Raw genomic sequence first — 16,430 nt, 5'->3', positions numbered from 1 at the left:
AATTGCTTGTCGTATAATTTTTATATCGATGAAAGATTTTTATTATATATCACCGCATTTGCAACCGCTTTATAATTGATATTGTAACAATATTCCAATTATAAAGGAGTTGCATCGTAATGCGTGTATGGTTAAAAGTAATTGCTTTAGCCTGTGTTTGTGCACTGTTTACACCAATGATTACTCCAGCAAAGGAAGCAAAAGCAGCCGGCAGTTTTATTATGGGTGGAGATGTCTCCATGCTTCAAGAGGTAGAGCAGCGCGGCGGCAAATTTTACGATCAACAGGTTGAAAAGGATGCTTTGGAAATTTTAGGCGATTACGGAATGAATGCTGTTCGCTTGCGTCTGTGGGTTGATCCATACGATAGCTCGGGCAATCCTTACGGCGGTGGAACCAATGATTTGGCTACTACCATTTCACTAGCCCAACGAGCAAAGGCGCTTGGCATGGATGTGCTGGTTGATTTTCACTTCAGCGACTTTTGGGCTGATCCAGGCAAGCAGAACAAGCCTAAAGCGTGGCAAGGCTTAACGTACAGTCAATTGCTGACAACCGTTTATAATTATACGAATAGCGTTATTTCGCAAATGAAAGCAGCAGGTGTGCTTCCAGAAATGGTTCAGGTCGGCAATGAAGCGAGCAGCGGCATTTTATGGGACGATGGCAAGGTTGGCGGTGGCATCGATGATTTCACCAAGCTTGGCGAGCTGATGAGCTCAGCGATTAACGGCATTAACGCTGCACTTTCCAGCAATGAGGATGTTGAAATTGTGCTGCATCTTGATCATGGCGGCGACAATAATTTGTATACATGGTGGTTTGACAAGATTGAAGCGGAAAATGTGGATTATGACATTATCGGCTTAACCTATTATCCGTTCTGGCATGGAACGATGGGCGAACTGGCTTATAATCTTAATGCGATTAGCAGCCGTTACGACAAGGATGTGATGATTGTGGAAACCGCTTACGGCTTTACGCTTGATGATGGCGATGGCCTGGGCAATTCCTTCTATACGGCTGAAGAGAGCATTGGCGGGTATCCGGCAACAGTTGCCGGTCAAACGGCGTATTTGCGTGATTTGAAGGAAATTGTAGCAGATGTGCCGAATAATCGCGGGCGCGGCATTTTCTGGTGGGAGCCGACCTGGCTGCCAGTTGACGGTGCGCATTGGGGCTCGGAGGCAGGCAAGCTGTACAACAATGATACAGGCCTGCTGTCCAATCCTTGGGACAACCAAACACTGTTCGATTTTGACGGCAATGTGCTGTCTACCGTCTCGGTGTTTAGCGAAAGCATGCCGACTAATCTGGTGACCAATCACAGCTTTGAGGCGGATGGCTGGACAACCACTCCAACTGGCTGGAATCGCTGGGCAGCCAATACTGCTTCCTATAATGCCATAAAAGTTGAAGAAAACGGTATTACTGGCAGCTACAAGCTGACTCATTGGAGCGACGCAGCCTATGAAGCATCTACTTATCAAACGCTTTCCGGCTTGAGCAATGGAACGTATACGTTATCGGCATGGGTGCTGAACAGCGGCGGACAGAACACGGTGCAGCTATATGCGAAAAACTACGGAGGCGCAGAGCGCAATGTCGATCTGCCAGTTAGCGCTACAAAATGGGTGAAGGTTAAAATTGACAATATTCAAGTAACGAACGGGCAAATCGAAATTGGCGTGTATTCCAACGCAAATGCTAACAACTGGATCAATCTGGATCAAGTAAAGCTATATAAAACGAACTAGTCCGAAAAACCAACAACAGTCCTGGCAGATCGAAATCATTTCGATTCGCCAGGGCTGTTTTTTTACAATGGCAATAAAATTATTATATTTGCAGCAAACTTTTATTATATATAAACCGCTTTGAAAGCGTTCTATAATTTTAATGAAGCAACAACAAGCATGAATAAGACGAAGATTGAGGGGGAAATGCAATGAAAAAGACATTGATGTGGATGATGACTGTTGTAGTTGCGATAGCATTAACGGCTTGCGCGCCCGATAGAGAAGTGCCAGGCAGCAATAATGCTGGCAGCGGCGAAAATAGCAATGGCACGGCGAACAATGAAGGTCAAAATCAAGGGAAAACGGAAACGGAGAAGCCGGATAAGCTGGTGGTATGGTCCAATGATGATCCAAATCAGCTGGCGGCCGTAGAGCAGCTGGCGCAAGGCTATACCCAAGCAACAGGGATTACAGTAGAGATTGTGCCTGTAAGCGGCTCTGAGCAAGTGCAGAAGCTGGCGTTGGCAGCTCCGGCGGGCAACGGTCCGGATCTGTTCTATCAGCCGCAGGATCGGCTGGGCGATATCGTCGTGCAGGGGCTTGCTGATCCTGTCGCATTAAGTGAACAAGAGCAGGCGCAGTATAGCGAGGCGGCATTGAATGCTGTGCAATATGAAGGAGAAACGTACGGCTTCCCGATTTCTGTAGAAACGTATGCGGTCTATTACAATAAAGCGTTGGTCGATCAGCTTCCCGCTTCCTTGGAGGAGGTAGCGGCTTTGTCCGCTGAGCTGACAGATGCGGCCAATGATAAGTACGCATTTCTGATGGTGCCGGATTTCTACTACTCCATTCCGTTTATTACGAATTACGGCGGCTACATTTTCGGTGAAGCAGATGGCAAATATGATCCGTCCGATCTTGGCTTGAACAATGAAGGAGCGGTGCAAGGGATGACCGCCTATGCGCAATTCGTCAAGGATACAGGCATACCTGCTACGATGACGATTGATGTTATGGATACACTGTTCCTGGAAGGCAAGGTAGGCATCGTCATGAACGGCCTGTGGGCGATGAAAAACTATGCCGACAAGCTTGGCGATCAGCTGGGTACAGCGTCGATTCCAACGGTCAATGGCAAAGCAGCACCGTCCTTTGTTGGTGTGAAATCATGGTTTATTTCCTCCTACTCCGAGCATCCGACTTGGGCCAAGGAGCTGGCTTTATACTTGACAAATGCGGACAGCTCGAATTTGTACTATGCGAAAACAGGCGAAATACCGGCTTCGCCAGATGCGCAGCAAGCGATTGACAATGAGCTGTACAGCGGCTTTGTCGATCAAATCGAAAGTGGGATGCCGATGCCGAATATCCCTGAGATGAGCGCAGTATGGAACATGGATAGTGCAATTGACTTTATTGTACAGGGAGATAACCCGCAAGAGGTACTAGATGAAACGACTCAGCAAATTAAAGATCAAATTGCTGCTTCAGGACAATAGCATGCCTTTTGCCAAGGGGAGTCGAGCATGACTCCCCTTCAACCATCATGCGAGCACGAGCAGCTTGAAGAGGAGGAAGATTGCTATGGAAGAGCAACCGCAGTCTGCGCTGCGCCATCAGACTCATCGTCCGTGGCTGGCAATGCTGCTGTCGATTTTATTTGCGGGCTTGGGACAACTGTACAATCGCAGCTATATAAAAGGGATTGTATTCATTGTTATTGAGCTGGCTTTCATTATTACATTTGCTGATTTTATCGGGCTTGGCTTGTGGGGGATTGCGACACTTGGCACAATTCCGAAGCTGGATCATTCGATTTTTTTGCTGGTATATGGCATTCTGTCGCTCATTATACTGGCGATTGCAGCCTTGATCTATGTGATCAACATTCGCGATGCAAAGCGGCAGGCCGAGCAAATTCGCAACGGCTGGAAGCGGCCGCCGCTTAGAGAAGCAATCAAGCAGGCTTATATGAACAGTTTCCCGTACCTATTGTCAGTGCCGGGCTTTATTCTGTTAATATTTGTCGTCATCTTTCCGCTGCTGTTTGCGATTTCGCTGGCGTTTACCAACTATGATTTATACCATTCGCCGCCGCGCAATTTGGTTGATTGGGTCGGCTTTGACAATTTCGTCAATCTGGTCACAGTGCCGATCTGGAATCAGTCGTTCCTTAAAGTGCTGTCGTGGACGCTCGTATGGACGATTGTCTCGACGACGCTGCAAATTGGCCTGGGGCTGTTTCTTGCTGTGTTAGTGAACGACAAGCGCATCAAATTCAAGCGCTTGATTCGTACGATTTTAATTTTGCCATGGGCGATCCCCAACTTTGTTACGATAATGATATTTTCGGCGTTGTTCAATGACCAGTTTGGCGCCATCAATCGCACGCTGCTGGGCTGGCTCAACATAGATCCGCTGCCGTGGCTGACCGATCCGCTCTATACGAAGCTCGCCTTGATCAGCATTCAGGTTTGGCTTGGCTTTCCGTTTCTATTCGCTCTTTTCACAGGGGTGCTGCAAAGCATTTCGCATGATGCGTATGAGGCTGCCGATGTTGATGGCGGCACAAGATGGCAAAAGTTCCGCTACATTACACTGCCGCATGTGCTGTTTGCAACAGCGCCGCTGTTGATCATTCAATATACGGCAAACTTCAACAACTTCAATATTATTTATTTGTTCAACGGCGGAGGCCCGGCGGTGCGCGGACAAACGGCAGGAGGAACCGACATTCTCATCTCGTGGGTGTACAAACTGACCTTTACGACGAACAACTACAATATGGCGGCTGCCATCTCGCTCATTATTGGCGTCATTGTCATTGTGTTTGCCTTCTTCCAATTCAGACGTACGAAGTCGTTCAAGGAGGAGCGTGATCAATCATGAATCATCGATTGAAATCCAAGCTTGAGGTTGCAGGCATATACGGCATCATTATCGTCATGTCGATCATTATTTTTTATCCGCTTGCCTGGGCGCTTGGTCTTTCCTTCAACACTGGAACGAGTCTTTACTCCTCCAGCATTATACCGAAGGAGCCTACACTGGAGCATTACCGCTGGCTATTTACAAGCCCGGAAAGCAACTATGTCACATGGTACAAAAATACGCTGATCGTCTCTTCGGTCAGCTGCTTGCTGTCGATTATTTTCACTTCAATGACGGCCTATGCGCTGTCGCGCTTCCAATTTGTCGGCAGAAAAAGCGGCATGTATGCCTTTTTGCTGCTGCAAATGTTTCCTGTCATGATGGCGATGGTGGCGCTGTATATTTTCTTGAATTTGATCGGCTTGCTTAATACGCTGCTAGGCTTGATTCTGATCTATGTGGGCGGGCAAATTCCGTTCAACGCCTGGCTGGTCAAAGGCTATCTTGATACGATTTCTCGCGAGCTGGACGACGCGGCTAAAATCGATGGAGCAGGCCCAATCCGTATATTTGTACAAATTCTGCTGCCGTTAATTACACCGATATTGGCAATTGTGGCGCTGACCAACTTTATGCTGCCGATCTTTGATTTTATTTTGCCGTCGATCATCCTGCACGATAAGAGCAAATATACGCTGGCAGTTGGCTTGTACAATTTTGTAACGGAGAAATACTCCAGCAATTTCACCGTGTTTACGGCCGGGGCGATCTTGATCGCTGTGCCGATTGCCGCGATCTACTTGTTCCTGCAAAAGTATTTTATATCCGGGCTTTCTGCAGGCGGCACAAAGGGCTAGGGGCTGCATACACGCCCTGGGGCGTATCTCTCAACATTTACGATAAAAGGAGCTAATGAATTATGACTATTGAATTTATTAAAGGCGCAGATATTTCATTCGTTGACGAAATTGAAGCGGAAGGCGGTGCGTACTATGAAAATGGCGTGCAGCGCGATGTGCTGGACATTTTGCAGGACAGCGGCGTTAATTCCGCACGCTTGCGCATTTGGAACAATCCGGAGTTCGACTACTGCAATCCGCAAAAAACATTGATGATGGCGAAGCGGATCAAGGAAAAAGGGCTGCATTTTCTGCTCGATTTTCATTATTCCGATTATTGGGCTGACCCTTCCAAGCAGTATATGCCGAAAGCGTGGGAGCAGCTTAGCTTCGAGGAGCTGGTTCAGGCGGTCGAGCAGTTTACAGCATCCTTTATCGAACAGCTTATTGCGCAGGGAACGGCGCCTGATATGGTTCAGGTCGGCAACGAAATTACAAACGGCATGATTTGGGGCGAAGGACGCGTCGATGGCGAGCATAATACGCCAGAGCAATGGGAGAAGCTGGGGCAGCTGATCGCCGCTGGCATTCGCGGCGTACAGGCGGCTGCAGCAGCAGGAGATGCAGCAATTCCCGTAATGATTCATATTGATCGCGGCGGAGATAACGAAGGCAGTCGATATTTCTACGACAAGCTGGTTGCGCTGGGCATTGATTACGACATTATCGGCTTATCCTATTATTCATGGTGGCATGGCACATTGGAGGAGTTTTCCGACAATATGGCCGATTTGGCCAAACGCTACCGCAAGCCGATTGTAGTAGTCGAGGTGGCTTATCCATGGACGATGACACCGCCAGACGAACAGCCTCTTATTTTTAACAAGGAAGAATGGATCTATCCGGGCTTCCCGCCTACTGTGGAAGGACAACGCCAATGGCTGCTTGAGCTGACCAAGCGCATCAAGGCGGTGCCGGATGGACTGGGCCTCGGCTTCTATTACTGGGAGCCATGCTGGATTCCTTCCAAGCCAACCTGGTCTGTAGGTCATGAAAATAACTGGTCTAATTTAACCTTATTCGATTATAAAGGCAACAAGCTCGATTCGCTTAACGCATTTCTGGAAAAATAATCGCTAATCATGCATAATGAGAGTTATCAACGCTAAGGTGGTGATAGCTCTTGGAGTGGGGAATGGAAAATATTCGATACGTATTTTCGTCAATGGAACGGTCGCTGCCGCTTTACCTGGAGTCGATCGGCTATAGCGCCTGGGAACGAATTTTTCAGCGTCCGGAAGGCTATCCTTATTATCACTGGCTGCATACGCTGGATGGGGAAGGACGCTTTGAGCTGCACGGGGAGTCTGTTATGCTGTCCAAGGGCAAGGGCGTGCTGCTGACGCCGTTCACTCCGCATAGCTATTATCCGACTTCCGAGCGCTGGTCTACCATTTACATCACATTTGGCGGCGCGGCGGCAACAGCGATCATGAAGGCTTTGGAGATGGACCGCTCTACCTTCTATGAGGAGTCCGATGACCAGCAGTTTGGAATTTTGTTTAATGATCTGTTAGAGCGAATTGCAAGCAGCGATTCGCATTCCAATATGGAGGCTTCGAGCGAGCTGTACAATTTTTTAATGCAGCTTCGCAAATTCGGGATGCTGAACAATCAGCCGTCGCTGTCGCAATATTACCGCAGGCTGCAGCCAATCGTAAGCTGGATGGAGCAGCATATGGCGGACAATATCGGACTGCAGGAAATTTCGGATTATGCTGGCATCGGCATTAACGGGCTGCATGAGCTGTTTCAGCATGCCTTCGATATGAGCCCGTATTCGTATCTGATTCAGCTGCGGCTGCGAGAAGCAAAGCGCATTATATTGCAGCATCCGCAGCGTGCGCTGCGCGAGGTTGCCGAGCAGACGGGCTTTAACGATGTGAGCCATTTCGTGGCAACCTTTCGCAAAAAAGAAGGCATTACGCCAGGCAAATACCGCGAGCTGCATCAGACTGCCGACCATGCTGAGCAGCAGCCGTTAGAGCTGGACGAGCACTATAAGTGAATAAGCTTAAACGATGCTAGCTTCGTTCTGTCAAATGAGCGAGGCTAGCATTTTTGCTAAAGACACTGTTAAATCTCTTGAAAAGTCATTTCAATGAATTGTTGGGTTGCTGCTTGATATAAAGCAAGATTAAACTAACTGCATATGCGAAAATATACAGCACTCCAAAGCTTAAGTACATTGCCGATGGTATTAACCAAACCATTGAAATCAATATTAGTAATCGCTTGGAAAGAAGAGACCCTGCGAAAGCAATCATTATTGGTATTATGAAAAACCAAAGATTAAACATGGTTAGTTTACCTGAACCAAGGGCAAGATTAATTGAAAACGACAGGCATACAAGTGAAGTGACAGATCCTATTATTAAGCTAACAATTTTATTCCATTTCATCGGTTCACCCCTTGTATGTATTAGATTAATGAGAAAAGCCATACATAAAGTTTAACATAGTCTTGCTCCATAAAAACGTCGGTTTTCTGTTACAAAAGCGTCAATATTGTTGTGGTACAGTTCGTTATTATGCGCTAAAGTATGAAAGAGAGCTTGGGCGTGTCTGAAAACCCGCTCAGTGTCCTCGGAGTTCTGAGACACGCCCCAGGCAAAAATGAAGGCGAATGCCCGCTGCTCAAGCAATGGAAGCGGTTGTCCGGCAGCTAACATGCCTACGAAATGTTTAGGAGGTTAATCGAGCTAATGAAAGAGAAAAATTACACGGCGCTCGTTATGACGCTAACGGTCATTATTGTCGCATTGATCACAATTTTGTTTTTCCTTCCGGCATATGATGGAGAAATCGGCTTTGACGTAAAAATATTGCCGATGCTGAATGCGATCTTTAACAGCTTTACGTTTTTGGCGCTGTTAACTGCATTAATTGCGATTAAAAAGAAAAATATTAAAATGCACAAAACCTTTATCGGAGTTGCATTTGTTACAACGACGCTGTTTCTTGTATCGTATGTAACCTACCACTACTTAACAGAGTCCACATCCTATGGCGGCGAAGGCGTGCTGCGCTACATTTATTTCTTCGTGCTGATCACACATATCGTGCTGGCAGCCGCTGTCGTTCCATTTGCATTGTTTTCAGCGATTAGAGGCATGACCAATCAAATCGAAAAACACCGCAAAATTTCCCGCTGGACGATGCCGATCTGGCTATATGTCAGCTTGACAGGCGTAATCGTCTACCTCATGATTTCGCCATATTATTGATGGTTCAGCGCTCCGGAGCAAAGCATCCTCCAGTCGCTTTTTAAATCGTAATGCTTTTATTTTAATTTTAAGTTTGCATTACGATGTTAAAGGCGACCCACTTCGTTTTCCGGATGCTTTGCTCCTCCGCTGTAGCTTTTTTTGAATGCAAGTCCAAGAAGCTTGGATGCTAGTAGAAAACGAGGAGCGCAGCGTAAGCAAAAGCTACGTGAGCACCTCCAATGTTTCCGCAGGAAACATATAACGGAAGCATAAGCTTTCGCTAGCGTTCAAGATTCGCCGTCGAATAAGCTATAACGCACAACCTCGTCATCAAAGTCCGGTTTTAAACCCTCCAATTCCAATGAAAGGTTTAAAATCGGGCTTTCAGGACCAAGAAGATGGGATGATACTAGAAAACAAGGAGCGCAGCGTAGATAAGACCTACGTGAGCACCGGAGTTTTCGCTAGCGTTCAAGATTCGACGTCGAGTAATCCCCAACGCAATCGCATCGTCATCAAAGTCGAGAATTTTGAATTACCGCTATATAGAGGGGGTTTGTGGTAGGTCTAAATAGTTATTATACCTCCCCCACTTGTGTTTACGGTACAAATTCGATATCCTTAATTAAAAGTGTTAAATAGAGAAGAAGCTATCTTCTGAAATGTTGGAGGTCGTAGAAACCATGGGAAATACAGTTCAATTCGATTATAGCAAAGCGCTTGGCTTTGTAGGTCAGCACGAGATTGATTATTTTGCAGAGCAGGTACGTGTTGCGCATGAGCAGCTTCATAATGGTACAGGCGCAGGCTCTGATTATTTAGGCTGGATCAATTTGCCGACAGAATATGACAAGGAAGAGTTTGCACGCATCAAGCAAGCCGCTGCAAAAATTCAAGGCGATTCTGAAGTATTGATCGTGATCGGTATTGGCGGTTCTTATCTTGGCGCAAGAGCAGCAATTGAAATGCTGTCCAATTCCTTCTATAATCTGCAAACGAAAGAGCAGCGTAAAACGCCGCAAGTATTGTTTGCCGGCAATAATATCAGTTCTACATATGTGAAGCATTTGCTGCAACTGATTGAAGGCCGCGACTGGTCGATCAATGTTATTTCCAAATCAGGAACAACAACTGAGCCTGCGATTGCTTTCCGTATTTTCCGTGCTGAGCTTGAGAAAAAGTATGGCAAGGAAGAAGCTCGCAAGCGCATTTATGCCACAACAGATAAAGCAAAAGGTGCATTAAAATCGTTGGCAACAGCTGAAGGCTATGAGTCCTTCATTATCCCTGATGATGTTGGTGGCCGTTATTCTGTGCTTACAGCTGTAGGCTTGCTGCCAATTGCTGTAGCAGGCATCGACATCGACGCGATGATGCAAGGCGCTGCCGACGCTTCTGTAGCATACAGCAAGCCAGAGCTAGCGGAAAACGAAGCATATCAATATGCAGCGATTCGCAACAGCTTGTATCGCAAAGGCAAAGTTACGGAAATTTTGGTTAACTATGAGCCTAACCTTCATTTTGTTTCTGAATGGTGGAAGCAGCTGTTCGGCGAGTCTGAAGGCAAGGATTTCAAAGGAATTTATCCAGCTTCTGTTGACTTCTCAACTGATTTGCATTCAATGGGTCAATTTATTCAGCAAGGGAACCGCAATATTTTTGAAACGGTTATCCAGGTGAATGAAGTGCCTGAGCATATTACGATTGAAGCAGAGGAAGGCGATCTAGATGGCTTGAACTTCCTTGCAGGCAAAACGATGGATTTCGTTAACAAAAAAGCGTTCCAAGGCACACTGCTGGCTCATACGGATGGACAAGTTCCTAACCTGATTGTTAACCTTCAAGATATGTCGCCTTATACATTTGGCTACATGGTTTATTTCTTCGAAAAAGCATGTGCGATAAGCGGATATTTGCTAGGGGTTAATCCGTTCGATCAGCCTGGTGTAGAAGCGTATAAAACAAATATGTTTGCTTTGCTAGGCAAGCCTGGCTATGAGAAGGAAAAAGCTGAGCTGGAAGCTCGTCTCTAATAGATCTGCATCACCTGCATTAGGGGACGGCATCATGCAAGTTTAACTAAGCATATGAAAATATAATCCTGCACAACTCCGGTTTTCGTTGTGCAGGATTGTTTATTTTATAAATGGGAGTGATGGTTTTGCTGCAGCGATATCGAACGGTGCGCAAGGATGGAAGCCGTGAAATTGTAATCAAAAAATCTCGCTTTATCGGCTATGCACGACCAGTAGAAACGGAAGAAGAAGCGATCGCTTTTATCGACGAAATTAAACGGCTGCACCGACAGGCTACGCATAACTGCTCCGCCTATATGGTTGGCGAGCGCGATCAATTTCAAAAGGCTTCAGACGATGGCGAGCCAAGCGGTACGGCTGGCAAGCCGATTTTAGAGGTTATTAAGAACAAAGGGCTGAAAAATGTCGCAGTAGTTGTCACGAGATACTTTGGCGGCATTATGCTAGGCGCTGGCGGGCTGGTTCGTGCCTATACCGATGGAGCGGTAGCGGGAATTGAAGCGGCAGAGGAAATCGTTTATGTGCTGCACCGCGAGGTGTTTATCGAGGTCGACTATACATGGTATGGCAAGCTGGAGAACGAGCTGCATGGGCGGGGGACAAGGCTTGGCAGCATAGATTTTACCGATAAAGTAACCGTATGCTGCTTGCCTGAGGCAGACCAAGCAGAGCAGTTTGTCGACTGGGCCACCGACTTTACACAGGGTAAATCGACCATTACAGTCGGGGAAGAGCGTTATTTTATTGAAGGGGAATAACGTCGACGTGCTAGGGCGTGTATGCAACCTCTGAAGGGAGCAGATTATGCCGAATGTTCGTTCCATTCCTTTTATGTGCGAAGAATATCCAATTGAAATCATATAACCAAGCATCTTAAGTAAACGAAAGTTAAGATGCATAGTTTTGTTGATGACGCAATGGCTTGCAGCAGTCATTCACCTGCCAATTGAGAAGTTTTTGGCATGGTGACTGGACAGTTTGCATAGGGCTGTTGCGTTTTTGTTTTTGTGAAAATATATGAGAAAAATACATTGACTTCCATTAGGTGGGAGTGATACATTGTAAATACCTAGTATTCAAGTGGGAATAATCATTGATTGATGGAGGCAGAGCAGATTGAACTCTCTTTTTCGCAGCAAACCCTGGAGCTATAGCTTTCGAACGATTGTGTTCATCTATTTTATCGGACTGATTATTATTCCAATTGTCGGGATCTATACGCAATCCTTCTCGCAAGGATTAGCAAGTTTCATAGATAGTTTATCCGATCCATTAGCATGGAAGGCTGTGCTGCTAACCGTCAAGCTGGCTGCTATTGCTACGCTGATCAACGTATTGCTGGGCACGATGATTGGCTGGGTACTGACGCGCTATGAATTTGTCGGAAAAAGTATTTTAAATAGTGTCATAGACTTGCCTTTCGCGCTGCCTACTGCCGTCGCAGGCTTTATTCTGTTGCTGCTCGTTGGACCAAGCAGCTTGTTTTATGAATGGTTTGGGCTTGATCTTGTATTTCATGAGCCGGCAATTGTCATTGCGATGATGTTTGTTACCTTTCCTTTTGTAATACGCGGCCTGCAGCCATTGCTGGAGGAGCTCGATCAATCGGAGGAAGAAGCGGCCTATACGCTTGGTTCCTCAAAGACGCGAACCTTTTTTCAAATTATTTTGCCAACGATGCTGCCGGGTATTTTAAGCGGGGCGATGCTCGCTTTCTCCAGGGCGATTGCCGAGTTTGGCGCGGTTGTCTTAATTGCAGGAAATATTCCAGGCAAAACATTGGTAGCCTCGGTTTATATTTTTGGTGAAATTGAAAGTAATAATCCGCACGGCGCGGCTGCCGTATCTGTTTTGCTGCTTTCGATTTCTTTCCTGATTCTTTGGTTCATTCATAAGCTTAATCGTGGGGGTCAGGCATAATGAGAAGGCTCTGGATTACGTTAACCTATATTGTAGTTGCTGTTGTGCTTTTTTTGCCGTTATACAAAATTTTTACTGGAGCTTGGGCAGATGGTTTCTCAGGTTTTGCCGATGCGCTTTTGCGTCCACAATCCCTGCATGCGCTGCAAATGACGGCGACAATCGTGTTGATCGTGACCGTAGTCAATACGCTATTTGGCGTAATGCTTGCGATCTATCTGGTGCGGGCTAGCTGGCTTTCACCTTTTGCCAAGCGGCTCTGTAACAGCATTGTAGATTTGCCGTTTGCCGTTTCGCCAGTTATTGGCGGTTTGATGATTGTATTGCTGCTTGGCCCGAACACGGTGCTCGGCACCATGTTTAATAATTTGGGCGTGCAAATAGTATACGCTCTGCCAGGTATGGTGCTGGCGACCTTGTTTGTTACGTTTCCGATTATGGTGCGCGAGGTGATGCCTGTGCTGCAGGAAATCGGCGATCAGCAGGAGCAGGCGGCAACGACGCTGGGCGCCTACTCGTGGTATACCTTTTGGAAGGTGACATGGCCGAATATTCGCTTTGCTGTGATGTACGGCGTTGTATTGACTGTGGCGCGCTCGCTGGGGGAATTTGGCGCCGTGCTGGTTGTCTCAGGCAATATTATTAACAAGACGCAGACTGCTACTACGCTAGTATATCAGGATGTGGAAAACTTCAATGTCGTTGCAGCGAACGGCATTGCGCTTGTGCTGGCGGCGTTTTCCATTATGCTGCTGCTGTTAATGGAGTGGACGAAGAAGAGAAAGGAAGTGCATTAATTTATGCATATCGAGGTCAAAAACTTAAATAAGGAATTTGGCAGCTTTCATGCTGTACAGGATGTTAGCTTTGAAATTGAAAAAGGCAAGCTGATCGGTTTTCTCGGCCCAAGCGGCGGCGGTAAAACCTCGATTCTTCGTATGCTCGCCGGCTTGGAAACACCAACCTCAGGCGATATTTTCTTCCACGGCAAACGAGTGAATGATCTTCCTCCGCAAGAGCGCGGCATCGGTTTTGTGTTTCAAAACTATGCGCTGTTCAAGCATATGACGGTATTCGACAATATCGCATTCGGTTTAAAGGTGAAGAAGCAAAATAAAGCGGCGATTAAAGAGCGTGTTCAATATTTAGTCGAGCTGACAGGGCTAAAGGGCTTTGAGCATCGCTATCCGCACCAGCTTTCCGGGGGACAGCGCCAGCGTGTTGCGTTTGCCAGAGCGCTGGCTCCTGAACCGCAGCTGCTATTGCTTGATGAGCCATTTGCGGCGATTGATGCGAAAATTCGTACGGAGCTGCGCACCTGGTTGAAGGATATGATAAGCGAGCTAGGCATTACTTCGATTTTCGTAACCCATGACCAGGAGGAAGCGATTGAGGTAGCGGATGAAATTATGATTATTAGCAAAGGCAAGCTCGAGCAAAAAGGAACGCCGTGGGATATTTACAAAAATCCGCAAACGCCGTTCGTTGCCAGCTTTATTGGCGAATCCTCGCTAATCGACAATATCCAATGCTTTAAAGGCTATGAGGATGTGCCGACTAATGAAGGCATTAAAGCTTTAATTCGCCCCGAATATATAGAAGTAGGCAAGTCAGGTGAAATTGTGCTGGCATCTGCTACGATGGATGCAAGTGTGAAGCATTTGCACTTCCGCGGCAGTGAATGGATGGTTGAGCTTGAAATTGAAGGCCAGAAGCTGATTACGTATCGCTCGCTTGAAAAGGATGTGCTGCATCCAGGTGAACAGGTCAAGGTGCTCATACATCGTGCATATCTCTTTAATGAGGAGAAAAGCTGGATTATGGAGAATCCTTTGAAGGTTGATCCATTGCCGGTCTATATTTAATTTGAACCTTTATTGGAAAAGGAAGTTCAAATTGCTCGACTTTGATGACGATGTAACTTCGTTGTAGCATAGTCGACGTCGAATCTTGAACGCTAGCGAAAATTCCTGTGCTCACGTAGCTTTTGCCTACGCTGCGCTCCTCATTTTCTACTAGCGTCCAAGCTTCTTGGTCCTGAAAATCGAGCAATTTGAACCTTTATTGGAAAAGGTGTGGGATGACGTGTTCAAAGCAATCATCAATAAATATTTTATTGCAATATTGGCACTAACACTTGTGGCTGGCACATTGGCTGGCTGCAGCAGCAATTCAGAGGCAGGTGGCGGCGACCAAGCCGCTGCAGGCGAAGCGACCTTGGTGGTTGGCGCTTATTCTGTTGCGAAGGACGCGCTGCAGGAGCTATTGCCGTTATTTGAAAGCAAATGGGCTGCCGAAACGGGGCAATCGCTTCATATTGAGGAGTCGTACGAAGCGTCGGGGACGCAGGCGCGAGCGATTATTGGCGGCTTTGAGGCCGATATTGCGATTTTGGCAATGGAAGGCGATATTGATATGATTGCCGATGCCGGCTTTATTACGCATGATTGGCGACAGCTCGGCAAGCAAGGCATGCTAACGAGGTCGATTGTTGTGCTTGGCACGCGCGAGGGCAATCCGTTGAATATCCAAGGCTGGGATGATTTGACGAAAGAAGGCGTTAAGGTGCTGTATCCGAACCCGAAAACATCAGGCGGAGCACAGTGGGATATTAACGCGATGTATGGCGCTGGGCTCAAGCAAGCGGAGCAGCAGCTTGGTGCTCCAGATGCAGAGTACGCGAAAAACTATTTGAAACAAATTCATGCTAATGTCGAGTCGCTCGATAAAAGCGGTCGTGCCTCAATGGCTGCCTTTGAATATGGCGTAGGCGATGTCATTGTCACCTATGAAAATGAGCTGCTTGCCAGAATTGCCAAAGGCGTGGAGTACGATATTGTCGTGCCGGAGGATACGATTCTAATTGAAAATCCAATCGCGCTAGTTGACAAGCATATTGAGCAGCATGGCAATCGAGAAGTAGTCGAAGCGTTCTATCAGTTTTTACTGTCGGAGGAAGCACAGCGCATTTTCGTAAAGCATGGCTTCCGTCCGGTGGAGGAGACAGTTGCAGAGGAGACAAAGGATCAATTTGTCATTCCAACAGGCTTGTTTGATATTTCCTATCTCGGCGGCTGGGACTATGTGCGCGAGGAGTTGTATTCGAAGAGGGGGATATGGTATCAAGTATTAGCCAACCTCTAAATTAGGAAGTTCAAAAATCCGACTTTGATGACGATGTAACTTCGTTGTAGCATAGTCGACGTCGAATCTTGAACGCTAGCGAAAATTCCGGTGCTCACGTAGCTTTTTGCCTACGCTGCGCTCCTCATTTTCTACTAGCGTCCAAGCTTCTTGGTCCTGAAAGCCGAATTTTTGAACCTTTATTGGAAGGGGAAGTTCAAAAATCCGACTTTGATGACGATGCGTAGCTTCGTAGCGGATTCGACGGCGAAGCTTGAACGCTAGCGAAAACTGCGGTGCTCACGTAGCAACGCTCTACGCTGCGCTCCTCGTTTTCTACTAGCGTGCCATCTTCTTGGTCCTGAAAGCCCAGCATTTTGAACCTTTATTGGAAGGGGAAGTTCAAAAATCCGACTTTGATGACGATGCGTAGCTTCGTAGCGGATTCGACGGCGAATCTTGAACGCTAGCGAAAATTCCGGTGCTCACGTAGCAAGTTCCTATGCTGCGCTCCTCATTTTCTACTAGCGTCCAAGCTTCTTGGACTTGCATTCAAAAAACGCTCCAGCGGAGGAGCAAAGCATCCGAAAAACGAAGAGTGTCGCCTTTAACATCGTAATGCTACCATAA

Annotated in this window: 13 protein-coding genes; all 13 read left to right on the top strand. The window is 46.8% G+C overall.

The features are described 5' to 3' along the window. Window positions 1-119 precede the first annotated feature (119 nt). The 13 genes from KJS52_RS13680 (at window position 120) to KJS52_RS13620 (ending at window position 15,821) form a co-directional block, all read left to right on the top strand. Window positions 120-1,757: a glycosyl hydrolase 53 family protein gene (locus KJS52_RS13680; RefSeq protein ID WP_213516027.1), complete on the top strand. Its 1,638-nt coding sequence runs from the start codon at window positions 120-122 to the stop codon at window positions 1,755-1,757. A gap of 191 nt (window positions 1,758-1,948) precedes the next feature. Continuing rightward, window positions 1,949-3,241 (top strand): sugar ABC transporter substrate-binding protein, encoded by a 1,293-nt coding sequence (locus KJS52_RS13675; protein WP_213516026.1) that lies wholly within the window; start codon window positions 1,949-1,951, stop codon window positions 3,239-3,241. A gap of 85 nt (window positions 3,242-3,326) precedes the next feature. Further along, a complete protein-coding gene (locus KJS52_RS13670; RefSeq protein ID WP_213516024.1) occupies window positions 3,327-4,631 on the top strand; it encodes a carbohydrate ABC transporter permease in 1,305 nt (434 codons plus the stop codon). Next, complete coding sequence (locus KJS52_RS13665) at window positions 4,628-5,470, top strand: sugar ABC transporter permease (RefSeq protein WP_213516022.1); 843 nt, start codon at window positions 4,628-4,630, stop codon at window positions 5,468-5,470. The genes KJS52_RS13670 and KJS52_RS13665 overlap by 4 nt, the downstream gene beginning before the upstream one ends. Window positions 5,471-5,532: 62 nt before the next feature. Further along, complete coding sequence (locus tag KJS52_RS13660) at window positions 5,533-6,585, top strand: glycoside hydrolase family 53 protein (protein WP_213516020.1); 1,053 nt, start codon at window positions 5,533-5,535, stop codon at window positions 6,583-6,585. A 62-nt stretch (window positions 6,586-6,647) separates the two neighbouring features. Next, window positions 6,648-7,520, top strand: a complete 873-nt coding sequence (locus tag KJS52_RS13655) for an AraC family transcriptional regulator (protein WP_246563523.1) — start codon at window positions 6,648-6,650, stop codon at window positions 7,518-7,520. Between the two features lie 673 nt (window positions 7,521-8,193). Further along, window positions 8,194-8,739 (top strand): DUF420 domain-containing protein, encoded by a 546-nt coding sequence (locus tag KJS52_RS13650; protein ID WP_213516017.1) that lies wholly within the window; start codon window positions 8,194-8,196, stop codon window positions 8,737-8,739. A gap of 665 nt (window positions 8,740-9,404) precedes the next feature. Continuing rightward, window positions 9,405-10,754, top strand: a complete 1,350-nt coding sequence (locus tag KJS52_RS13645; RefSeq protein WP_213516015.1) for a glucose-6-phosphate isomerase — start codon at window positions 9,405-9,407, stop codon at window positions 10,752-10,754. A 128-nt stretch (window positions 10,755-10,882) separates the two neighbouring features. Further along, complete coding sequence (locus KJS52_RS13640; protein WP_213516013.1) at window positions 10,883-11,515, top strand: YigZ family protein; 633 nt, start codon at window positions 10,883-10,885, stop codon at window positions 11,513-11,515. A 358-nt stretch (window positions 11,516-11,873) separates the two neighbouring features. Beyond that, window positions 11,874-12,677: a molybdate ABC transporter permease subunit gene (gene modB / locus KJS52_RS13635; protein ID WP_213516011.1), complete on the top strand. Its 804-nt coding sequence runs from the start codon at window positions 11,874-11,876 to the stop codon at window positions 12,675-12,677. Further along, on the top strand, window positions 12,677-13,474 hold the full coding sequence (locus tag KJS52_RS13630; RefSeq protein ID WP_213516004.1) for a sulfate ABC transporter permease subunit: 798 nt from the start codon (window positions 12,677-12,679) through the stop codon (window positions 13,472-13,474). Before modB ends, KJS52_RS13630 begins: the two co-directional genes overlap by 1 nt. Before the next feature lie 3 nt (window positions 13,475-13,477). After that, window positions 13,478-14,542: a sulfate/molybdate ABC transporter ATP-binding protein gene (locus KJS52_RS13625; protein WP_213516002.1), complete on the top strand. Its 1,065-nt coding sequence runs from the start codon at window positions 13,478-13,480 to the stop codon at window positions 14,540-14,542. Window positions 14,543-14,762: 220 nt separating this feature from the next. Continuing rightward, window positions 14,763-15,821, top strand: a complete 1,059-nt coding sequence (locus tag KJS52_RS13620) for a sulfate ABC transporter substrate-binding protein (protein WP_213516000.1) — start codon at window positions 14,763-14,765, stop codon at window positions 15,819-15,821. Window positions 15,822-16,430 lie beyond the last annotated feature (609 nt).

This window comes from Paenibacillus montaniterrae (assembly GCF_018403185.1).
Classification (GTDB): domain Bacteria; phylum Bacillota; class Bacilli; order Paenibacillales; family Paenibacillaceae; genus Pristimantibacillus; species Pristimantibacillus montaniterrae.
Note: the sequence above shows the minus strand (reverse complement) of the source record. Positions and strands in the feature narration are given on the sequence as shown.